Below are 20761 nucleotides of genomic sequence, written 5' to 3' on the forward strand. Positions count from 1 at the left end.
ATTCTTGTCGAAAGAAAAAGATGACTGTCCATTTTCAAGAATTCGCAATGAATACGGAATTGAAAAAATAACTAATTTTACTTAAAATAAAGGGTAAAATAGAGAATATTTTTCCAATAGGAGGGTCTATGAAAAAGAAAATTATTATTTATGCAATATTATTTATGTTGTTCAATAGTTTTTCATTAATAAACTTGGAACAAGCTTGGGCATCTGAGCAAACAATGACGACTAAAATCAATACGATTATCGCGAAAAACTGGAAAAATAATGAGTATAGTATTACTGTCCGTGAAATGGAAAGAGGGAACGTCATTTACAGTAACGATGGTGATAAAATGATACGACCTGCATCAACACATAAATTACTTGTAAGTGCTGCCGCATTAGATTTACTTGGCCCTGATTACCGTTTTGCAACGAAGGCATATATCGATGGTCCAGTAAAAGATGGTGTTTTACAAGGAAATATTTATTTACAAGGTGGAGGGGATCCCACGCTGCTACCTGTCCATTTAGAATCATTCGCTAATGGGATAAAAAAATTAGGCATTACTAAAATTACAGGGAAATTGATTGCAGACGATACATGGTTTGATGATGACCGTTTAGCAAAAGGAATTGTACCAGAGGATGAAGCCTTCTCTTATGCATCTCGTATTTCAGCTCTGACGCTTTCACCTAATGATCAGTATGATGTCGGCAATATCCAAGTGAAAGTGACTGGCACAAAAATTGGGCAAGCTGCAAGTGTTCAACTTTTTCCCCATGCAAGTACAATACCGATTGTGAACAAAACGAAGATTGTAAAAAAGGGTGGGAAATCGACAATCAATATTACGAGAGAATATGGAACAGATCGTATTATTGTAACAGGCAATTTACCAGCAGGTTCGGAGAAAAATACATATGTGACCGTTTATAATCCTACATTGTATACACTAGATGTATTACGAGAAAAATTAGTAGCAAAAGGTATTCAAAAAATGCCTATGGACATAGGAGAAGTGCCAGATAATGCGCAACGAATAGGAATATCCAATTCAATGCAATTAAAAGATATTAATTTTCGATTTTTAAAGTTAAGCATTAACGGTATGGGAGAAATGCTGACGAAGCAGATAGGGAAAGAACTGCTTGGAGAAGGAAGCTGGTCTGCAGGTATACAGGCAATACGTACATATGGAATAGAGACAGGACTGAATATGGATCAATGGTATTTTGAAGATGGCTCGGGCTTAAATCATCAAAATCGAGTAAGTAGTATGCAAGAAAGCTTATTATTATATAAAGTCCGCAATAAGTCCTGGTACTTTTCGTATTTAGATGCCTTACCACATGCAGGACGAAAAGGAAAATTGGTTGGGGCGACATTAGAAAACCGTTTAAAAGGTTATAGTGTTTCTGCTAAAACAGGTTATATAACGGGAACTTATGCGTTAAGTGGTTATGTTCAAGGAAAAAGTGGTAAGTGGTATATTTTTAGTATTTTAACACAAGCCAATAAAGGCTCAGCAATTTCCACTATTGATGAAATCGTAAAACAAGTTGCAAATGAAATGTAAAGGGTTTCAAAAAGTTGAGCAAACTAGTTTATTTAAAAATTATTTAGTGATAAACTACTTTATGGATTTAAGAAAAGGAGATGTTTATCCATGGGTAAATTACAAGACAAAGTCGTAATTATTACTGGCGGTGCAGGTGGTATCGGTAGTGGTATGGCAAAAGCAATGGTAAAAGAAGGCGCAATCGTAGCGATTGTTGATTTAAATGAAGAAACAGGAAAAGCAATGGAAAAAGAATTGCAACAAATTTCTCCAAAATCAATGTTTTTACAAGCAAATTTAATGGATCGTGCTAATTTGCATAAAATTATCGATACAGTTGTTGAAAAATACGGTAAACTAGATGTATTAGTTAATAATGCACATGCTTCTAAACAAGCATCTATTGAAGACACAACACAAGCTGATTTAGATTTATCATTTGATACTGGTTTTTATCCAACATTTTATTTAATGCAAGCAGCATTACCTCACTTGAAAGAAACAAAAGGTAATGTAATTAACTTCGCTTCTGGCGCGGGACTTGCTGGACATGAAACACAAGGTGCTTATGCGGCTGCAAAAGAAGCAATTCGCGGTATTTCACGTGTAGCAGCAAATGAATGGGGACGTTTTGGTATTAATGTAAACTTAATTAGCCCAATTGCAAATTCACCAGGTGTACAAGCATGGGCAAAAGCACAACCAGAATATTATGAAGCTGTTAAAAGTAAAATCCCAATGGGACGCTTCGGTGATGTTGAAGATGACATTGGCCGCGTAGCAGTATTTTTAGCATCTGAGGATTCACAATATATCACAGGTCAAACGCTTATGGTTGACGGTGGTTCTATCATGCTTCACTAATATTCTCGGATGTTCGAGGAGGATTAGTTTTGGGACAGACAAGTATTTTTAAACTCATTCATATGATTGATCAGATGAATAACGCCAATATTATACGTTTTACGAAGGATTATCCATATCCATTAGGTATTTCTCCAATTTTAGTATTAAGCGAGCTAAAAATAAAAGGACCGCAAAGACAAGCCGAATTAGCGGAAACGATTGGGTATACGAAAGGTGCTATGACAAGTATTGCTGAGAAATTAGTAAAACTGGGCTTAGCAGAAAGACTATACGATGAAAACGACCGCCGTACAATTCGATTGCAGATAACTGAAGAGGGTATAAATGCTTTTGTTAAAGCGCAAGAGGTTGGGAAGGATGTTTTTATTCAGCTTTTTGAAGTATTGAATGATGAAGAAATTGCACAGTACTTGTTGATTCTAGAAAAGCTAGTGCAAGGAATAAAAGATAGAGGTTAATAGCGCTTCTTTTAAGAAGTGGCTTAAACTGTAGACAAAATATCTTGAGTATTTACTGCTCGAGATATTTTGTCTTTTTTTGTACAATGGCATTGTAAAGACTGTTTGTGATACAAACCTTGATTACTAAAAATCTATATCATAGTATATTTATAGGATAATAACCATGTGCGAATAGAAATTTTTTAATTAAATATACCTAAATTATTATGAATCTTTTGGTGTGATATTTTGGTCCTTTTTTGGAAAAAATCATAAAATCGACAAAAATAGCTTTATAGTTTACAGAAAATTTGCTATTCTAAACGATACACAAGGGATTTTTCACAAATACATAAGGAATTTTCACACTAAAGGGGATTATTGAAAGAGATGTCAATTAAATTAAAACTTTATTTTGCTTTTGCATTATTATTTATCAGTATTATTGGAATATCTATCAACGGATATTTTGATTTAACGAATATGAAAAATGAATATAATCACATTCTTGATTCCCAAGTCGAGCAAATTTATATTGCATCAGATTTACAAAGTAATACAAAGCAACAAAGCATCTATATTCAACAGTATATTGAAAATGGCAATGGGGATACATTACAAAATTTCCGTAGTACGCAACTAAAAATCCAAACAAGCATCGGTCAATTAAATGACATCATTGAGGATGAACAATTGCTAGAAGTTAATAATAAAATGCTAGAAGGCAAAAAATCGTTCGATAAAGTAGCGGAAACAATTATTACGGCTGTAGAAGCAGGTGATCCATCGACTGCTAGAGAAATATATGATCAGCAATTATGGCGACTCAATAGTTTAATGGGGAGTGTTGCCAATGAAATGCTAGCATTTAATAAAATGAAATTTTCACAGGTTGCTAACGATGCAGAGCAAAAGGTACATAAAAGTGCATTAACAGCCGTTGTCATTGGATTAATTACAATCGGTATTTGTATATTTTTCAGTATGCTAACGGCGGTAAAAATAGCAAATCCACTAAAAAGGATGGCTACTGCAGTCAAGCAAATTGCCAAAGGAGATTTGACAATACAAAATTTACAAGTCACTTCTAATGATGAAATTGGAACATTAGCAAGTGCTTTTAATGAAATGAAGCAATCTATTCAATCGTTAATTCGCGCCTCTGGTGAAACTGCTAACGATTTGTCTGCTGTTGCAGAGGAATTGACGGCTAGTACAACGCAAGTTGCATCGACGTCAAATATCGTTGCTGCTTCTGTCGAAAATATTGCTTCAAGTTCAAAGATTTCTTCAACCGTTTCCAATGAAGCTTCACATGCAATAAACGAAACAACAGAAGGTATACAGCAAATTGCTAATGCTACATATTCTGTGCTTGGCAAGGCAAAACAGACGAAGGAAACAGCGGATGCAGGACAATTAACGATTGAACATGCAAAGCAACAGATGAATACGATTTATCATTCTACTAAAGAGACGACAGCGCTTATTTCAAGACTGTCAAAACAGTCGGAAGAAATTCAAAATATAACGAATGTAATTACTTCAATTACTGAACAAACAAATTTACTTGCACTTAATGCTGCTATTGAGGCTGCGCGAGCAGGAGAGCATGGAAAAGGTTTTGCTGTTGTAGCAGATGAAGTACGTAAGTTAGCTAGCCAATCAAAAGAGTCGGCACATATTATCGTCCAGCTCACATCAGATATTTTGCAGGAAACAAAAAATGTAGAAGCTGCAGTTTTAAGTGATCAAAAAACTGTTGAGAAAGGGGTAGAAGTCATTGCACAGGCGGGATCTGCATTTAGTAATATTGTCGATGCTATCGAGGAAATGACAGAGGATATTACAACCGTAACAGCAATTACACAGGAGATGACCGCTTCTTCAGAAGAAATAGCCGCATCGATACAAGAATTAGATGGACATGTACGTAATAACGCTGAAGGCACTGAGGAAATGGCACAACAAATTGTTAAACAAGTAGCGACTCTTCAAGAAATTAACAATATTTCAGAAAGCTTAAACTCTAAAGCTTTGGAATTAACAAACAGTATTTCTAATTTTAAGTATTAATGAATATAAAGATGTATATTTAGTAAATACTAGTGTACGTCTTTTTTTCGTCCAATATGCATATAAGTAGACTATATAAACTTTTTTCCAACCTAAAACGTCAAATAGATGGGCAAATTTTTTATAAAGCTAGAGAGGACATAAGTATGGAAAAAAACATGAAACGCTCTAAAGAAAAAAAGAGCAAGAAGAAAATTTGGCTATGGATAATAGGGAGCCTATTAACAATATTTTTAATTTTTATAGGTACAGCTTATTATACTATCCAAAAGACGATGAATAAAATAAATACACCACTCGTAGAAACTGATGATACTCCAGACAAAACACAAAAAACAATTACGAAAAAAGAGCCTTTTTCTGTACTGATGCTTGGTGTTGATGAACGTAAGGACGATAGTGGGCGTTCAGACACAATGATAGTTATTACAGTAAATCCTGAAAAGCAAACAATGAAAATGTTAAGTATTCCGAGAGATACACGTACAGAAATTATTGGGCATGACACAGTGGATAAGATTAACCATGCTTATGCATTTGGAGGAGTACCAATGGCAATGGATACGGTTGAAAATCTATTAGATATCCCACTCGATTATTATGTCTTTATTAATATGGAGGGGTTCCTACAAATTATTGACACACTTGGTGGTGTAACCATTCAAAATGATATGGATTTAACCTATGATTCGTACCATTATCCTGAGGGTGAAATTTCATTAAGTGGAGATGAAGCACTTATTTTCTCTCGTATACGATACGAAGATCCACGTGGTGATTTTGGCCGACAAATTCGACAACGACAAATAATTGAAGCAGTTATGAAAAAAGCTTCTACACCATCAATGTTGTTGAAGGCAACTGATATGCTTGATGTTGTCGGGGATAATGTTCGCATGAATTTTACGGTGAAAGATCTAATCCAACTACAAAGTATATATAAAAAAATGGATAATAATATTGATCAGTTATCATTTGAGGCAGGAGAGGGTCAAATGATTAATCATATTTGGTACTATATTCCTGATGAAACAGAGCTACAACAAATAAAAACAGAGTTAAAAACGCATTTAGAATAAAGGGTTGTTTGGCTACAATAGTTGTGAATTTTGTAGATGAAGGGAGAGAGATGAATGAATGGGAGGACCCAGGTGCTTAGGTATACAGCATTAAATAATTGCATGCAAAGCTATGTACCTAAACGGAAAGTGCATAAAAGTCCAGTCAAATTCATGATGAAACAGTTACAACTATTATGTTTTAAAATCTTTATGTAACGCTAAAAAAGTCATTCAGGTAGGATGCATGCCTAGTTGAATGACTTTTTTAGTTATCTAAGGGCAATTCAATTTTTTATTTCGTTTGAAATATCAGAAAATTAAGTGTATAATAGATTTAAGAAATGGTTAAGGGAGTGATTGTGATGATGATTGGTACAATTTTATTAGCTATCGCGTTGCCGGTAGGTATTGTATTAGCAGTAGATTTATTTAACGAGCAGCATCACTCTGCTTCATAAGAAGCCATTCTTACAATGAAAAATAAAATCAACTTCCTAGACAGAGGCTATTGAGCTTGTGTCTTTTTTTTTGCCGTCGAAACATTTTGTAATATTATTCGTCAATATACAATAGAAAATGCTATACTATAAAAAAAAGTATCGGGGTATGAGTATGCAAGCAGAAAAAACAAATATGAAAAAAGAAATTCTATCCTACATTAAAATTATTGTCATTACAGCAATCGTCGTCTTAGGCTGTAAACAATTTTTATTTGCACCGATAAAAGTACAAGGTGCTTCAATGTATCCGACATATGAGGATAAAGACATTATTATTGTAAGTAAAACGAGTAAAATTGAACGCTTTGACCAAATTGTCTTTCAATCACCTACTGAGGATGAATTATATATTAAACGTGTTATAGGTCTTCCAGGCGATACTGTAGAAATGATAGATGATGTTTTATATGTAAACGGCAAAGCCTATAAAGAGGATTATGTAAATCGTCAAACGGATGATCCAAGCCAATTACGTATTACAGAGAATTTCACACTTGAAGGTTTAACAAATGAGAAAAAGGTACCAGAAGGTAAGTATTTCGTAATGGGAGATAACCGCCTAAAAAGCTATGATAGTCGTCATTACGGATTAATTGCTAAAGATGCTATTTATGGTGAAGCTAAAATCACCGTTTATCCGTTTAAGCATTTTCACATTGGCCGCGAATAAATAACGATGAAAACTGAAAGAGGCAGCTCCTATTTTTATGAGCATGCCTCTTTATTTTTTAATTATTTTCAGTCAATGCTTTACAAATTTTATAAGTTGGATAATAGACGCAAACTGTTGAATTTTCCACAGTTTCTTTTAAAGGGTTTTGCTGTATGTCCAATCTAGATGATGGTTGTTTGAATGTAAGCTCTTCTACTACTAGTTCGGCGCCATAAAATAGCATTAAAAAATAGCATACTAAACCAAATATACGCAAACAATCACCCCATAACGTTATGTGTCCTATTATTATTTATGGTCGAAATGCAAAAAATATAAGCAAAATTTCAAAAAAAATATACAATTACTAAAATCAAAGCTTATATACGGGCAATTAATTAAAGTTGGGAAATTTGCAAGGAAGAAAAATGTTGTAACGTAAAAATCAATATGCTAATATAGCTAAAGTAAATAATGATCTGTATAACCTCAATAATATGGATTGAGGGTCTCTACCAGGAACCATAAAATCCTGACTACAAAAATTTTCTTTCATTTTGTAGTCAGGATTTTTTTATTGTTGCCCACTATAAGATGGAAGTACAACAGAAGGGTGATTAAATGAATTGGAGAGTTTTTATACTGGCTGCTACTACTTTTGCAGTTGGATTGGTAGAGCTAATTGTTGGAGGTATATTGCCATACATTGCTAAGGATTTGAACGTATCTGTAGCTACGGCTGGACAATTAATTACGATATTTGCTCTAGTATATGCAATTTCTGCCCCTGTCCTTTTATCGTTAACAGCTAAAGTGGAGCGGAAAAAACTATACCTTATTTCATTACTTTTATTTACATTAGGGAATGTCATGACCTATTTTAGTCCTACCTTTGTCATTGTCATGATTGCAAGAATCATAACAGCGATGAGTACAGCTCTAGTTATAGTTTTGTCTTTGACAATTACAACAAAAATAGTGGAACCAAGACATCGTGCTAAAGCATTAGGGCTTATATTTGTAGGAGTAAGTTCAGCACTAGTAATTGGTGTACCGATGGGTATTTTTATTACCGAGGCTTTTGGGTGGCGTGCTGTTTTTTTAGGGATTGCATTACTTTCTAGCATATCTATGATTCTTATTTATATGCTGTTGGAAAAAATGCCAGTTGTTGAGGTTGTTCCGTTAAAAACACAAATTAAGTCATTAGCTAATTTAAAAATTGCAAGTGCGCATTTAACAACATTATTTATGCTTGCTGGTCATTACATGCTTTATGCTTACTTCACACCGTTTTTAGTAGAGGCATTTCATTTAAACTCTTCTTGGGTTAGTATTTGCTACTTAGTATTCGGTCTTGCATCTGTAAGTGGTAATACGTTTGGTGGTTGGTTAAGTGACAAGATTGGTACTGGCAAATCAATCGTACTAATCATTGCAACGTTTGCTATCGTATTATTTGCGATTCCATATACAGTCGTAGCATTCCCGTTATTTTTAATAGTAACTGTGTTATGGGGAGCACTTAGCTGGTCACTTACGCCACCATTACAAAACTATTTGATTCAAACCGATCCTAAAACTTCTGATATTCAACAAAGTTTAAATACTGCCGCGCTACAAATTGGTATTTCAATAGGGTCTGCAGTAGGGGGAGCAGTGTTTACCGTTACAGGCTCTGTAATGCATTTATCAACTTTTGGGGCAGTTTTAGTATTATGTGCATTAGGCTGTGCTATTTTTTCTATTAAAAGAGCACCCCTTTCAAATAGTAATCAAGTAGATGGACATATCCAAAAAGTCCATTAATGATAAACGCAAATTACTAAAAAAAGAAGGACTCTGATTGTTGAAGCTAGAATGTAAGAGTAGAGAGGGAGGCTGGTAAATAAATGCAGGTAGATTTAACGGAATTTGAAGGATCAAATGTGAAAGTTGTCGCGACGATTGATCATACGCTTTATCGAAACGTTGGTGCAATCATTTTATACGAAGAGGATTCACACATTTTATCTGTACGAAAACTGAAACGAAAAATCGCTGATCAATATATACCAACAGACGAACTCGAAAACTTTATGTTTGACTCACAAGCAGATGCAATTAAATTTACACACAAGCTTACTAGAATGAGTGCACTTGATTATTTATTAGTGACAAATAGAGAAAACAACTAAATGAATAATAAAATAGCCTTTCATGGTCGTCTCGTATTGAAGCGAGACGACTAAAAGCTATAGGGCTCTATGGTGAGGAGGGAGAAAGTAGCCATCCTTTTTTATTACTAAGCTCAATTAACTTGGCACCAAGAATGGCATATTTCATATGAAAAACACTGTATTTTGTCGTAAGACTGCTCTCGATAGACATGTCCATTGCTTGACTAACAGAAATTAAGGAAGACGCAATATTCATGGAAAGGATGGCACTAATTTCAGAGTCATTTATAGTTGCTTTTCCACGGATCTTAGCAATTTGTAAATTCCCTTGGTCAATTGATAATGGCGGTGCTAGAACACCATTTTCTTTCAAAAGCTTCTCAAGCTGTTTGTTTTCCTCTTTTAAACATTGAATAAATTCCAAAATAATGACTTTTAAGTCTCGATGAACTGCATATTTGAAAAAGAAATGATTCGTTGCAATATAACCATTGTTTACGCCAAGTTGTTTCCAGATTGTAAAGACTTCCTTAAAGCGTAAAGAATCTATATTTCGTTTTGACATTTTCATTGTTGCACGTCCTAACTCATTTTATAGTTGATGTTTGTGAGATTAGGATGGGACAAAAAAAGTATTTTTATACATATTTATACAAATAATACAATAATAGATTTGACTAAACTAAAATATGTATGTTTGATATTCGATAATCTCACCATCCTCCTTTTCTATGACAGAACAGGGCGTAGGAAGCTTACCTTATAAAGCATCATGTTTTTTCTTATTTTTAAAACTTTTAATAGTTGTCTTTAAAGAAGCGTAATTTCCGATGGCAGCGTAACCGTAAAAAAAGCCCATAAATACACCTGCTAAAAAATTATGTTTATGGCTAATAAAAATAGAAATGATTAAACCTAATGTTAGCGCAATTGCTGGAACATATTTAGGCTGAATGGGAAAAAATATTTTCAATAATTGTGTAATAATCATGACAACTGGAACGGCAATTACAGCATCCCAAAAATTTGTATGAACAATTGGAAAGCCCATTTATACACCTCTTTTTGATAGTAGAATGAATTAAAGTTAGATTTCCCAAATCTAATAATTTTATGCACGCACAGTTTGGTCGTTACAATGTCAGCAATTTAAAAAAATCAAAAAAGGAAACACTAAAAGGTGCTTCCTTTTGTAGCTCTGTATTTTAATAATAGAAACTGTTTTGATACATATATGGATATTGGTATGGATTAAAGTTGTAATGTGGATGTGTTTGCATTGAATTTGGTGAAGTAACGGAAGGTTGATTGCAATTATTTGCGGGTCCGATATAGGTTGAAGGGACAACAGGAGCGATAGTTTGCTTCCATAAATTTTCATCTAAACAATAGGTATGGGCCATTATATTCGATGGCGTAAACTTTAAAATATCGGAACCTAAAATGACTTCTGGTGTAGGTGCATCAAAAATCGCTAATATATGTGTATTATCTGCACTCGCAACGATGTAATGCCACCATCCCTGTGGAATGTTTGCTACCTGTCCTGGTTTTAGTGGGTAGTTCTGAATTTGTTTAGTGACTGGATTTAAAATGGAAACGGTAGCAGCTCCAGAAATACAATAAACAAGCTCTGCTGCATTTTGATGATAATGAGGCTCTACCACGTTATTGGTGCTTAAAAAAATATCAAGTAGAGAGACATTTTCTAGACTATTCAATTGAGCAATACCAAGAATGTTTATGTAGTTCTGACTATCCTTTTTAAAAAGTGGACTTGTATTTACATCAAACGTAAATTGTGTGGGTGGAGATGTGTACTCATTAGGCAAATCAGTACATCCTTTCTTGTTGTAGTTGTATGTTCTTCAATATCACAGTTTATGACTAAGGTCGTTTGTGCATTAAACCAATGCCTATTAGTGTTAGTTAAATAAACTAAAACCTCTCACTTTTATTTGTGAGAGGTTTTTATATTAGTTGTTAGCGGAGGTTAATCCATCCTCCGTTTTGTAACGAAACGAATAGTTCTACGATAGTGGTAGGGAGTACGATGAAACTAGCCTCTTGTTTGTAATAGCAAATAGATAAAGTAAGGTGTACCTAATATGGCTAAAACGATACCAACGGGTAATTCAGCAGGAGCGATAATGATTCGACTAATAGTATCAGACAATAACAAAAGTAAAGCACCAATTAATGCACTAAATGGAATTACCCGATAATGTAAGCTGCCTACTAATTTTTTTGCAATATGAGGTGCAATTAACCCTAAAAATGTAAGTCCTCCCCCAACTGCAACACAGGCGCCTGCTAAAAGCACAGCCAATACTAGAAGTCTTTTACGTTCTTTTGTTACGTTAATACCTAATCCAATAGCGGTCATTTCATTCAAAGCTAAAATATCTAGTACGCGAGCTTTATAATAAGAGAAGGGTATTAACACCACAATCCAGGGAAGTAACGCGAGCACAAATGTCCAAGTAGTGCCCCAAATAGATCCCGAAAGCCAGACGAGTGTTCGAGAAAAATCGATAGGTTCCATGCGAAGTTGGAAAATGGTGATTCCTGCACTAAACGCAGCATTAATGCCAACTCCAACTAAGAGCATGCGTGACGGAGACACTTGTCCTCTTTTATAAGCAAATAAATAAATGATGGATGCTGCAAAGAGTGCACCAAACAAGGCAATTATGGGCATAAAAAAGACAGACATCCATGAGCTAGAAAATAACAATCCTTGAATAAAGAATGTATACAATACAATAGCAAACCCTGCACCTGCGTTAATGCCTAGTATACCTGGATCTGCTAGCGAGTTTTTTGAAATACTTTGTAGGATGACACCTGACACAGCCAAACCCAACAAGGATGGCCATGCAAATACGGGGAAAGCGGAAGTTGAAAATTGTTAAAGTATTATCAGGGGAGCCATTCCCTAGCAAAGTTTGAAGAAAACTTAAAATCGAAATATTCATATACCCTGTATTCACACTAATGAATGCCACTACAAATATCAGTAGCAAACATATCACGATATAAATAGAAAAACGATGTGTATGTTTAGGTAATAAATTATGCATTATAAACCTCTTCCATCTTTACGAGCTAAGTATAAAAAAAAGGGCACACCGATAATGGCAGTAACAGCACCTACTGGAGATTCAAAAGGACTCATGATGATGCGAGCTACAATATCCGCAAATAACAATAAACAGCCACCTATAATAGCTGTAATAGGTAATATCCAACGATAATCAACTCCAACGATTGCACGTACGATATGTGGCACAACTAAACCAACAAAACCGATAATACCTGCAATGGAAACGGCTGCACCTGTTAATAAAAGCACAGTAACTGTACAAAGCACACGTATAACTGTTGTCCGTTGACCAAGCCCTGTTGCTATTTCTTCACCTAAACTCATAATAGAAATTGATTTTGCTAATATGATTGCCAGCAGTAAGCCGAAAATGACAAAAGGAAAGGCGACCTTTATATGTATTGGCTGAATAGAAGAAAGACTACCAGCATACCAATAGCTTAAATCTTTAGCAATATCGTACTTTAGACCAATTGCTGTAGATAGTGCGCTTAGAAAAGCAGAGATTCCAGCGCCAGCTAATGCTAGTTTTACAGGTGTAATGCCACCTTTTGCAAAAGCAATTAATGTAAATACTAGTGCTGCTCCAGCACCTGCACCAATAAATGAAAAAAGTATCAGCATCGGGAAACTAGGTGTATGAAACAGCGTGTATGCAATGGATAACATAAAACCTGCACCTGAAGTAACCCCTAATATGGAAGGGGAGGCAAGAGCATTACGCGTAACACCTTGCATAATCGCTCCTGAAACAGCGAGGGCACTACCAACGAGAAGTCCTGCAATTGCACGTGGAATACGCAACTCATGTAAAATAACATGTTCATTATTAGTTTCATCGTAATGTATAAGGCTATTCCATATTGTTTTATAAGTTAGTTCATTTGCGCCAAATCGAATCGAAATGAAAATTGCCAAACAACTTAAACAAATGAACAGAAATAGAGTGAGAATATTATAAGTTATACGGTAATGATGTCTAACAAAAGATAATGATTTTCTCTTCATCCATGTAAAAGCTCCTAGCGTTGACATAATAAATTTTTTATTTTATTTTTTAAATGAGAATGATTTTCAATATCATTTAAATTATAACATAATCATAGTTAGGAGGCATTAACGTGATTTTAAAAACGAAGAAATGGGGATTAACATGTGCTAGCGTCATAGCTTTTATGCTAATGGGATGCGGAAATATCGAGACAAATACTGCTTCACAAGATAATACAAAATCGGAGCACAAGATAGACAAGGTAATTGAAATTCGAACATTAATAGATGCGATAGGCAATAAAGTAGAAGTTCCCGCTCACCCTAAGCGGGTAATTGCTTCTTACTTGGAAGATCACCTTGTCGCACTTGGAATAACGCCAGTTGCGCAATGGAGTGTTCGAGATGGTACAAGCGTTCAAGATTACTTACAAGATACATTGAAAGATGTTCCAACAATACCATTTGATTTACCATTTGAAGCAGTGCAAAGCTTTACACCAGATTTGATTATTATGGACTCTGCCGCTATGGTGGAAGGAGATAAATATGCTCAATATAACAAAATTGCACCAACTTATGTGATTGGCGCAGAAGTAAACAATGACTGGCGTGATGAACTTCTACGTGTTGGTGAAGTGTTTGAAAAAAAAGAGAAAGCACAACAAGTGTTAGATGACTATAATGCCAAGGTGAGAGAAGCAAAACAACAAATTCAGAAAAAGCTTGGTAACATTTCAGTCGCAGCCATCTGGGTTGTTGGCGGGGAGTTTTTCATCGTTTCACAAAATCTTTCGAGTGGAGATGTGATGTACAATGATCTTGGGTTAGCTGTGCCATCTGTTGTACAAGAAATCTCAGCAAACGCAACAGCCAATTGGAACGAAATATCACTTGAAAAGCTTGTTACATTAGATGCGGATTATCTGTTTATTATAGACAGTGGAGACGATGCAAGTACCAAAGCATTAAGTGAAAAATTATGGAGAACGATTCCAGCCGTCCAAGCAGGTAATGTACATACTCTGCCAAAAGACTCAAGTTGGTTATACACTGGTGCAATTGCCAATACGAAAATCGTTGATGATATCGTCAATGCTTTAACAAAATAAAATCTAGTAGAATTCCGCGGCATGGGAGTTGATTTCCGCGAAGTGAGAGAGGAATCCCGCGAAATGAGGGAGGAATCCCGCGAAGAGAAAGAATCCCGCGAAGTGAGGGGAGTATTCCGCGAAGTGAGGGAGGAATCCCGCGAAATGAGATGAGAATCCCGCGAAGTGAGAGAGGAATTCCGCGAAGTGAGATGAGAATCCCGCGAAGTGAGAGAGGAATTCCGCGACAGGGGAGAATTCCGCGAAGTGAGATGAGAATCCCGCGAAGTGAGAGAGGAATTCCGCGAAATGAGATGAGAATCCCGCGAAGTGAGAGAGGAATTCCGCGAAATGAGGGGAGTATTCCGCGAAGTGAGGAGAAAATCCCGCGAAAGGAGAAACGAATCCCGCGAAATAAGAACACAAGCGCGTGAATAACATTTTACGTTCAGTCCTCAAATAAAAATTTTTTGAACGACGGTTGTATCCCACATAAGAATACAAGTATAGACATATAAATAAAGGTAGCGGAAAACTACGAGCTTACAAACATTGATAGAATCGTATTTAGTAGTTTCTATTAACCGATAAATAATTATAAAAATTAAGAAATTCTTAAGTTTCAGCTAAGGTAAAAATTAAGATTTATTTTCTATAATATAAAAAAAAGGAAATTACGAAACCATTTGAACAATTAAAACGTATTGGTATTAATAGAACATTATTGAAGTAGGTGAGGATATGGCATATACCATTTACATAGTATTAACTAAAACAGGTACTTTATTATCGAAGGCAATAGGAATGTACACTGGCAAAGAGATGAATCATGCATCAATTGCCTTTGATGAGGAACTCTTTGATATGTATAGTTTTGGTCGAAGACAGCTAAATAACCCTTTGAGTGGTGGATTTTTACGTGAAAATGCAGAATCTGGACTGTTTGAATATGCGGATTGTGTTATTTATCGCTGTCGTGTTTCGTCATATCAGTATTTAGAAATGATGAGAATTGTCCGTTATATGTATTGCAATCGTGATCGTTATAAATATAATTTTATCGGGTTATTTGGGGTGATGATGCAAAAAGAAGTGCGCAGAGAACGTGCTTATTTTTGTTCACAGTTTGTGGCGACACTGTTAAAAATAGGTGGTCTAAAAATTTATCAAAATCCAGCATTGATGACACCCGACTGTATTGCACAGTTGCCTTATTTAGAACAAATCTTTGCAGGGAAGCTGTCTGATTATTTACAAGATGTACGTCAACCTGCCATGTTGTATGGTTAAGCTTTCTAATCGTACGTGCTTGACGTTTTTCTGATATAATAATTGATTAGTATACGAGATGAGGTGATAAGAGTGCAACTAGTTGTGGTTGAGGGTGTACCATATGTTTGGCTACATCAGTTACAAGCAATTCATGCACATGTATTTGATGGTGCGCGCCTTAAGCTTGAAAAACTTGAAGACAAGAAAGAACTTCTATGTATATTAGCAGTGGAAAAAGATGAATTGGTAGGGTTTAAACTAGGTTATCCACACCCTGATGGCGTTTTTTATAGCTGGTTAGGGGGTGTCGATGAAAAGATGCGAGGTCAAGGGATTGCAAGTCAGTTGATGAGACACCAACATGAAAAAGTGCAAGCGCTTGGCTTTAAGAAAGTACGTACATACGGTAGAAACGAGCGGAAAGCAATGCTCATCACAAATATAAAACATGGTTTTGACATTATTTCCACCTTTATAGATGATAAAGGACGTCATAAAATAGTGTTTGAAAAATTATTGAATTAAGGGGTTTATTATGAAGGCATATTTAGCAAATGGATTATTTTCTTTAGGGGATCGTTTAGTCAATGAACGATTAGCGTCGGCAATTCGACAAGCGATACCAGAGATTGAATTATATGTACCGCAGGAGAATGATGCGATTAACGATAAGACAGCGTATGCGGATAGTTTAGCAATTGCAGAAGCTGATTTAGCTATGTTACAAAAGAGCGATGTATTAGTTGCTGTATTAGATGGTGTTGAAATTGACTCTGGTGTTGCTGCTGAAATAGGAGCGTTTGCTATGCTCAACCGTCCAATCGTAGGAGTGTTTACAGACGTGCGTCAACAAGGGCGAGAAAATATGATGAAAATAGAAGCACTTATTCGTGATGGGATTGAAAATCAATTTGTCTACCGTAATTTATTTGTCATCGGTTTAATTAAACGTAACGGTGTGATTACTACCTCTATTAACGATGCCGTATTAGCGGTTCAGGAATTCCAACAATAAGGAGGATTGCGTATGCTTTTATCAACAACAGATGTTGTTGCTGGAAAAGTGATTGAAGCAACATTAGGTTTAGTCAAGGGTAACTCTGTTCAATCAAGAAATATTGGTCGCGATATGATGGCGGGGCTCCGTAATATTGTTGGTGGCGAAATGAAAGAATATGCGGAAATGCTCGTTCGCTCAAGAGAAATTGCTACGCATGCTATGGAAGAAGAAGCTAAACGACTAGGTGCAGATGCGATAGTAGCCATTAGATTTTCGACATCATCCGTAATGGATGGCACTTCCGAGGTGTTAGCCTATGGTACTGCAGTAAAATTGAAAATATAATTTTAACAGAGGACTTCAGTCTAAGTGGATTGAAGTCCTTTTAGTTTTAAATATTGATAATAATAACAGATAACTGGTATGTCCGTCTGTAAAGTATATGTTAGAGTGAAATTATTTTGGAACTAATTATCCCAGATATATAGAAAATTTGTAGTTAAAAGGACTAATAATGTCCATCTCGTTTTGTATAATAAGAGGGTAACTATGTAGAAAGAGTGGGATATATGGTGGATTCACAACAAAATAAAGGCTATCGTGTCATTTCGATGTTTGACAGATTGATGGATGGCCAAGGGATAAGCAAAAAGCAAGAAGCATTTACACATCAAGTTGGTGAAAAAACCATTCAACGGGATTTAGATCAAATTAGAGCGTATATTGAAAAAGCTAAATTAGATTGTCATTTAGAATATGTGCGAACAGAAAAACTTTATAAGCTGACCAAAACAGGCGAAAATGTTTTATCGAAAGAACAAGTACTGGCAATTGTTAAAATACTTATCGAATCACGAGCTCTTTTGAAATCGGAAATGAGCGACATTATCGATAAGCTAATATCAATTGTTGCGGCGGATAAACAAGAATTTATTCATAACATCATTTTAAATGAAAAGCATTTATACGTTGACTTAAATCATAAAAAATCCCTTTTACATTTAATTTGGGTAATTTCTGAAGCAATTCAGAAGAAAAAAATAATTAAAATTGATTATTTACATGAAGGTGAATCAATTGCTTCACAAAAAATATTAAAACCTCTCGGTGTTATTTTCTCAGAATACTATTTTTATTTAATTGCTTATGATAGCAAACATGAGAAGGATTTGCCGATTGTCTATCGCATCGACCGTATCCAACATTTTCTGGAGTTAGATAAGAAATTTCAAATTCCTTATTCGGAACGCTTTCAGGAAGGTGAATTTCGCAAACGAATTCAATTTATGGATGCTGGAGAGCTGATACATATTAAATTTCTGTTTATAGGGCGCTCACCACAGGCGGTTTTAGATCGTTTGCCAACAGCTAAAATAGTGTCAAACAAAGCTGGAGAATGCTTATTTGAAGCGGAAGTTTTTGGGCGTGGAATTAAAATGTGGCTGCTTAGTCAAGGCGCGAATATTGAAGTACTAGAGCCACTTGAGCTAAGAGAGGAAATGATTGAAACAATCCATTCTATGCAACAAAATTATCTTTACATGTAAGTAGGAAAACATGATTAAAAAATTATTCCCTTGCCGACTATAGTAAAAAGGGGGACTTAACATGTTTTCACTTTCCAATTTTAAATTACTAGTAGAAAAACAGGAAGAAATCAATGCAATGTATCAAAATTGTGAAGAATTAAAAAAATCAACGATTGCACCTAAAATCTCCTCTGAAGTTGATCATTTTTTTGACAGTATTAAAAATCATTTAGAAAGCCAGGGCTTTATGGTGACAGTGACAACCTCAAAGCTAAAAGCTCAATATAAGCAAGCGTTTATTACTATCGACAAGCATTCAAAAGACTTAGAAGAATGCATTTTTATTAATTTAAATAATTATGTAGAAGATCAATTATCTATTATGCTAGACAATGATAATGATACGCAACAATCCCAACAAATCAGTACAAATAACCAAGATGACTTTTCATCGGTTATAGATCAAGTAAATGACAAGTTACAGCGTGCGAAAAATCTTCAAAATGCTTGTCGAGCCGCGAAGCTTATTTATAAAAATAAACAAAATAAAATTTTTCTATCTGCTCAAGAGGCAATCAACTTTTATTTTCACTAATAAAGACATAAAAAATAATAAGAGAATTTATAGCATACGAGAAATACTTAGTATGCTATTTTTATTCCTTTAATTTTTTTGTATGCATTTTAAAATTACAGAAGAAGGATTTTTTGCGAAATTTGAAGAATTAAAGGGAGGATAAAGGAGGAGTTACATGTTTCCGAATATAGAGACAGATAGATTACGATTAAGAGAAATAACATTTGAAGATGCTGCGGATCTTTTTCGCTGTTTTTCTAATCATCATGTTACACAACATTATGGATTAGATACATTTACAACAATAGAACAAGCTGAAAAACTAATCGATTCGTTTTCTAAAAGCTTCAAGGAAAAGAGGGGCATTCGATGGGGAATAGAAAGAAAAGAAGCGAAAGGTTTGATTGGAACAATTGGCTTTAATGCTTGGTCACCGAATCATAAGCGTGCAGAAGTTGGCTATGAATTGCATCCTGATTACTGGAGAAAGGGCTATACAAAAGAGGCGATTAACGAAATTTTGTCTTATGGATTTGACGAGATGAAGCTCAATAGGATTGGAGCAATCGTTTTTATCGAAAATGTGGCATCAAACCAATTGTTAACGACAATGGGCTTTCACAATGAAGGGATTTTAAAAGGATATATGTATCAACATGGAAAACCACATGATACCTATGTTTACGCAATTTTTAAATAACGAAAAAAGAGCCCAAATTACCACCTTCAAGGATAGCTTGGGCTCTAGTCATCTAATTAGTTTTTTGTTAACGCTAATAGATAGTTGTCTCGAACTGATTCCTCTTGCATTTTGCTGTCGACTAACATGGCACCGTACTTCACAGTCGTCATATTGGGATCGACTAAAAATTGAACATTTACTTTAGCATCCTTGTTATTAATAAGACAATCTCCTTTAAATTCCACAACATCTTGTCCCTTTTGTGTTTCAAAATAGAGCCAATAAGGATTTTGGCAAGCGGATGCGAAAGAAGCTTCTAAAGTTTGATTACTATTCTCGATTGAATAGTTTTTGACATATGTAATATATTCATTATCTGTTACATCTTTTTGAGGACCGTAAAAATACCAAAACACCCCTAATATGCCGATTGGTATAATCCACAAAATATTACGCTTACTTAATTTCCCCATTTCCCATCCCCCTTTATATCCATATTTTATCATCTCAACACGCTTATTTGCTAGCTCAATATAATTTTTTCTAGGTTAACCTTTTTTCTTGTTGACTTTCATTTGAATAAGCAGTTTCCTCAAAAGAGAAATCAATTAGGGCTTTTCTGTTCTCCTCTTAGAGCTTCTTGAAATCAATACGTTTTGACATTCGGTAAATAAAAAAACCATCTCAAATGAGATGGAGAGCTTTTTAATATAGCAACCTATAAGAGGATAACTCATGTATTCAAAGCACGATGAACAAAATATTTCGCATGCTCTGCGTCTTTTTTCTTTACAGAAACAACATATTGTTTTTCATATTTACTGTTCATTCCGAAACTACCGAAGTTCCCTCTCCTTGTACCAGATCCTATCCACTGTGTTGAAGAATCAATGACTTTATAGGTAAATTTGATGCCTTCGCTGTTTAAAATGGCTCTTATCTTCGATAATTCTTCCAGGGAGTATCCAATATATACTTCTTCTTTAGTAAAGAAAAACATATTCATCCCTCCTTTTATAATACTACCATATGTTGCCGCTACCTGATAAGTTGACATTTAGTATTTAACTGAATGGTATTTCTAGCATGAAGACATTAGATATTTTAATTTGTTTAAAGTAAAATAGTGGTATGGTATTTCATTGACTCAACTAATTCAATTAGTTGAGTTTTCCGTTTTTTTTAAAACGCTATTCAAATATTTAAAAGAAG

26 protein-coding genes and 1 riboswitch are annotated in these 20761 nt (G+C 35.0%); of the genes, 17 read left to right on the forward strand and 9 right to left on the reverse strand.

Annotated features, from left to right (window positions below):
• Positions 1-128: 128 nt before the first annotated feature.
• The 7 genes from dacB (at position 129) to lepB (ending at position 7161) form a co-directional block, all read left to right on the forward strand.
• Positions 129-1565: a D-alanyl-D-alanine carboxypeptidase/D-alanyl-D-alanine endopeptidase gene (gene dacB / locus ACIQ1H_RS04240; protein WP_402886752.1), complete on the forward strand. Its 1437-nt coding sequence runs from the start codon at positions 129-131 to the stop codon at positions 1563-1565.
• Positions 1566-1655: 90 nt separating this feature from the next.
• Positions 1656-2411 (forward strand): SDR family NAD(P)-dependent oxidoreductase, encoded by a 756-nt coding sequence (locus ACIQ1H_RS04245; protein WP_402886754.1) that lies wholly within the window; start codon positions 1656-1658, stop codon positions 2409-2411.
• Positions 2412-2440: 29 nt separating this feature from the next.
• On the forward strand, positions 2441-2872 hold the full coding sequence (locus tag ACIQ1H_RS04250; RefSeq protein ID WP_228134079.1) for a MarR family winged helix-turn-helix transcriptional regulator: 432 nt from the start codon (positions 2441-2443) through the stop codon (positions 2870-2872).
• A 372-nt stretch (positions 2873-3244) separates the two neighbouring features.
• Entirely contained in the window at positions 3245-4930 is a 1686-nt protein-coding gene (locus ACIQ1H_RS04255; protein WP_402886757.1) for a methyl-accepting chemotaxis protein, read from the forward strand.
• A gap of 146 nt (positions 4931-5076) precedes the next feature.
• Positions 5077-6009, forward strand: a complete 933-nt coding sequence (locus ACIQ1H_RS04260; protein WP_402886759.1) for an LCP family glycopolymer transferase — start codon at positions 5077-5079, stop codon at positions 6007-6009.
• A 344-nt stretch (positions 6010-6353) separates the two neighbouring features.
• Positions 6354-6449 carry a transcriptional regulator gene (locus ACIQ1H_RS04265; RefSeq protein WP_172771884.1) on the forward strand — a complete coding sequence of 32 codons (96 nt, stop codon included), beginning with the start codon at positions 6354-6356 and terminating at the stop codon, positions 6447-6449.
• 154 nt (positions 6450-6603) lie between these two features.
• Positions 6604-7161 (forward strand): signal peptidase I, encoded by a 558-nt coding sequence (gene lepB / locus ACIQ1H_RS04270; protein WP_172771972.1) that lies wholly within the window; start codon positions 6604-6606, stop codon positions 7159-7161.
• Between the two features lie 58 nt (positions 7162-7219).
• Here the strand turns inward: lepB and ACIQ1H_RS04275 are convergent, their stop codons facing one another.
• Positions 7220-7420 carry a hypothetical protein gene (locus tag ACIQ1H_RS04275; protein ID WP_402886761.1) on the reverse strand — a complete coding sequence of 67 codons (201 nt, stop codon included), beginning with the start codon at positions 7418-7420 and terminating at the stop codon, positions 7220-7222.
• A 182-nt stretch (positions 7421-7602) separates the two neighbouring features.
• Positions 7603-7702, forward strand: a riboswitch (purine riboswitch).
• Positions 7703-7764: 62 nt separating this feature from the next.
• Here ACIQ1H_RS04275 and ACIQ1H_RS04280 point away from each other — a divergent pair.
• Both ACIQ1H_RS04280 and ACIQ1H_RS04285 read left to right on the forward strand, forming a co-directional pair.
• Entirely contained in the window at positions 7765-8952 is a 1188-nt protein-coding gene (locus tag ACIQ1H_RS04280; RefSeq protein WP_402886763.1) for an MFS transporter, read from the forward strand.
• An 83-nt stretch (positions 8953-9035) separates the two neighbouring features.
• Positions 9036-9320: a hypothetical protein gene (locus ACIQ1H_RS04285; protein ID WP_172771881.1), complete on the forward strand. Its 285-nt coding sequence runs from the start codon at positions 9036-9038 to the stop codon at positions 9318-9320.
• A gap of 67 nt (positions 9321-9387) precedes the next feature.
• Here the strand turns inward: ACIQ1H_RS04285 and ACIQ1H_RS04290 are convergent, their stop codons facing one another.
• The 6 genes from ACIQ1H_RS04290 to ACIQ1H_RS04315 form a co-directional block, all read right to left on the reverse strand.
• Positions 9388-9873, reverse strand: a complete 486-nt coding sequence (locus ACIQ1H_RS04290) for a DUF3231 family protein (RefSeq protein ID WP_228134078.1) — start codon at positions 9871-9873, stop codon at positions 9388-9390.
• 189 nt (positions 9874-10062) lie between these two features.
• Complete coding sequence (locus ACIQ1H_RS04295; RefSeq protein WP_172771880.1) at positions 10063-10353, reverse strand: hypothetical protein; 291 nt, start codon at positions 10351-10353, stop codon at positions 10063-10065.
• Positions 10354-10507: 154 nt separating this feature from the next.
• Entirely contained in the window at positions 10508-11134 is a 627-nt protein-coding gene (locus tag ACIQ1H_RS04300; protein ID WP_402886765.1) for a cupin domain-containing protein, read from the reverse strand.
• Positions 11135-11361: 227 nt separating this feature from the next.
• Positions 11362-12156, reverse strand: coding sequence for a FecCD family ABC transporter permease (locus ACIQ1H_RS04305; protein WP_402886767.1), 795 nt, complete (start codon positions 12154-12156; stop codon positions 11362-11364).
• Complete coding sequence (locus tag ACIQ1H_RS04310) at positions 12089-12385, reverse strand: iron chelate uptake ABC transporter family permease subunit (protein ID WP_402886769.1); 297 nt, start codon at positions 12383-12385, stop codon at positions 12089-12091. Before ACIQ1H_RS04310 ends, ACIQ1H_RS04305 begins: the two co-directional genes overlap by 68 nt.
• On the reverse strand, positions 12385-13416 hold the full coding sequence (locus tag ACIQ1H_RS04315; protein WP_402886770.1) for a FecCD family ABC transporter permease: 1032 nt from the start codon (positions 13414-13416) through the stop codon (positions 12385-12387). Before ACIQ1H_RS04315 ends, ACIQ1H_RS04310 begins: the two co-directional genes overlap by 1 nt.
• 113 nt (positions 13417-13529) lie before the next feature.
• On the opposite strand from ACIQ1H_RS04315, the gene ACIQ1H_RS04320 reads away from it, so the two are divergent.
• The 8 genes from ACIQ1H_RS04320 to ACIQ1H_RS04355 all read left to right on the forward strand — a co-directional run bounded on the left by ACIQ1H_RS04320 (position 13530) and on the right by ACIQ1H_RS04355 (position 19567).
• On the forward strand, positions 13530-14510 hold the full coding sequence (locus tag ACIQ1H_RS04320) for an ABC transporter substrate-binding protein (protein WP_402886772.1): 981 nt from the start codon (positions 13530-13532) through the stop codon (positions 14508-14510).
• A gap of 720 nt (positions 14511-15230) precedes the next feature.
• Positions 15231-15779: a hypothetical protein gene (locus ACIQ1H_RS04325; protein WP_402886774.1), complete on the forward strand. Its 549-nt coding sequence runs from the start codon at positions 15231-15233 to the stop codon at positions 15777-15779.
• A gap of 72 nt (positions 15780-15851) precedes the next feature.
• Positions 15852-16286, forward strand: coding sequence for a GNAT family N-acetyltransferase (locus tag ACIQ1H_RS04330; protein WP_402886776.1), 435 nt, complete (start codon positions 15852-15854; stop codon positions 16284-16286).
• A 10-nt stretch (positions 16287-16296) separates the two neighbouring features.
• On the forward strand, positions 16297-16776 hold the full coding sequence (locus tag ACIQ1H_RS04335) for a nucleoside 2-deoxyribosyltransferase (protein ID WP_402886778.1): 480 nt from the start codon (positions 16297-16299) through the stop codon (positions 16774-16776).
• A gap of 12 nt (positions 16777-16788) precedes the next feature.
• On the forward strand, positions 16789-17106 hold the full coding sequence (locus ACIQ1H_RS04340; protein ID WP_402886780.1) for a YbjQ family protein: 318 nt from the start codon (positions 16789-16791) through the stop codon (positions 17104-17106).
• 224 nt (positions 17107-17330) lie between these two features.
• Positions 17331-18308 (forward strand): helix-turn-helix transcriptional regulator, encoded by a 978-nt coding sequence (locus ACIQ1H_RS04345; RefSeq protein ID WP_402886782.1) that lies wholly within the window; start codon positions 17331-17333, stop codon positions 18306-18308.
• A gap of 61 nt (positions 18309-18369) precedes the next feature.
• Positions 18370-18885: a hypothetical protein gene (locus ACIQ1H_RS04350; protein WP_402886784.1), complete on the forward strand. Its 516-nt coding sequence runs from the start codon at positions 18370-18372 to the stop codon at positions 18883-18885.
• Between the two features lie 157 nt (positions 18886-19042).
• Positions 19043-19567, forward strand: a complete 525-nt coding sequence (locus ACIQ1H_RS04355; RefSeq protein WP_402886786.1) for a GNAT family N-acetyltransferase — start codon at positions 19043-19045, stop codon at positions 19565-19567.
• A 56-nt stretch (positions 19568-19623) separates the two neighbouring features.
• On the opposite strand, the gene ACIQ1H_RS04360 is transcribed toward ACIQ1H_RS04355, so the two are convergent.
• Complete coding sequence (locus ACIQ1H_RS04360; protein WP_402886788.1) at positions 19624-20022, reverse strand: glucosamine 6-phosphate synthetase; 399 nt, start codon at positions 20020-20022, stop codon at positions 19624-19626.
• A 260-nt stretch (positions 20023-20282) separates the two neighbouring features.
• On the reverse strand, positions 20283-20549 hold the full coding sequence (locus ACIQ1H_RS04365) for a hypothetical protein (protein ID WP_402886789.1): 267 nt from the start codon (positions 20547-20549) through the stop codon (positions 20283-20285).
• Positions 20550-20761: the final 212 nt, after the last annotated feature.

The sequence above is a fragment of the Lysinibacillus sp. NPDC097279 genome, from assembly GCF_044761745.1.
Classification (GTDB): Bacteria; Bacillota; Bacilli; order Bacillales_A; family Planococcaceae; genus Lysinibacillus.

Coding starts and splice junctions, on each gene's coding strand:
- ACIQ1H_RS04285 (WP_172771881.1), top strand. CDS start 9,036: ATGCAGGTAGATTTAACGGAATTTGAAGGATCAAATGTGAAAGTTGTC.
- ACIQ1H_RS04315 (WP_402886770.1), bottom strand. CDS start 13,416: ATGAAGAGAAAATCATTATCTTTTGTTAGACATCATTACCGTATAACT.
- ACIQ1H_RS04265 (WP_172771884.1), top strand. CDS start 6,354: ATGATGATTGGTACAATTTTATTAGCTATCGCGTTGCCGGTAGGTATT.
- ACIQ1H_RS04260 (WP_402886759.1), top strand. CDS start 5,077: ATGGAAAAAAACATGAAACGCTCTAAAGAAAAAAAGAGCAAGAAGAAA.
- ACIQ1H_RS04280 (WP_402886763.1), top strand. CDS start 7,765: ATGAATTGGAGAGTTTTTATACTGGCTGCTACTACTTTTGCAGTTGGA.
- ACIQ1H_RS04295 (WP_172771880.1), bottom strand. CDS start 10,353: ATGGGCTTTCCAATTGTTCATACAAATTTTTGGGATGCTGTAATTGCC.
- ACIQ1H_RS04335 (WP_402886778.1), top strand. CDS start 16,297: ATGAAGGCATATTTAGCAAATGGATTATTTTCTTTAGGGGATCGTTTA.
- ACIQ1H_RS04325 (WP_402886774.1), top strand. CDS start 15,231: ATGGCATATACCATTTACATAGTATTAACTAAAACAGGTACTTTATTA.
- dacB (WP_402886752.1), top strand. CDS start 129: ATGAAAAAGAAAATTATTATTTATGCAATATTATTTATGTTGTTCAAT.
- ACIQ1H_RS04255 (WP_402886757.1), top strand. CDS start 3,245: ATGTCAATTAAATTAAAACTTTATTTTGCTTTTGCATTATTATTTATC.
- ACIQ1H_RS04290 (WP_228134078.1), bottom strand. CDS start 9,873: ATGAAAATGTCAAAACGAAATATAGATTCTTTACGCTTTAAGGAAGTC.
- ACIQ1H_RS04355 (WP_402886786.1), top strand. CDS start 19,043: ATGTTTCCGAATATAGAGACAGATAGATTACGATTAAGAGAAATAACA.
- ACIQ1H_RS04245 (WP_402886754.1), top strand. CDS start 1,656: ATGGGTAAATTACAAGACAAAGTCGTAATTATTACTGGCGGTGCAGGT.
- ACIQ1H_RS04345 (WP_402886782.1), top strand. CDS start 17,331: ATGGTGGATTCACAACAAAATAAAGGCTATCGTGTCATTTCGATGTTT.
- ACIQ1H_RS04360 (WP_402886788.1), bottom strand. CDS start 20,022: ATGGGGAAATTAAGTAAGCGTAATATTTTGTGGATTATACCAATCGGC.
- ACIQ1H_RS04350 (WP_402886784.1), top strand. CDS start 18,370: ATGTTTTCACTTTCCAATTTTAAATTACTAGTAGAAAAACAGGAAGAA.
- ACIQ1H_RS04310 (WP_402886769.1), bottom strand. CDS start 12,385: ATGCATAATTTATTACCTAAACATACACATCGTTTTTCTATTTATATC.
- lepB (WP_172771972.1), top strand. CDS start 6,604: ATGCAAGCAGAAAAAACAAATATGAAAAAAGAAATTCTATCCTACATT.
- ACIQ1H_RS04340 (WP_402886780.1), top strand. CDS start 16,789: ATGCTTTTATCAACAACAGATGTTGTTGCTGGAAAAGTGATTGAAGCA.
- ACIQ1H_RS04365 (WP_402886789.1), bottom strand. CDS start 20,549: ATGTTTTTCTTTACTAAAGAAGAAGTATATATTGGATACTCCCTGGAA.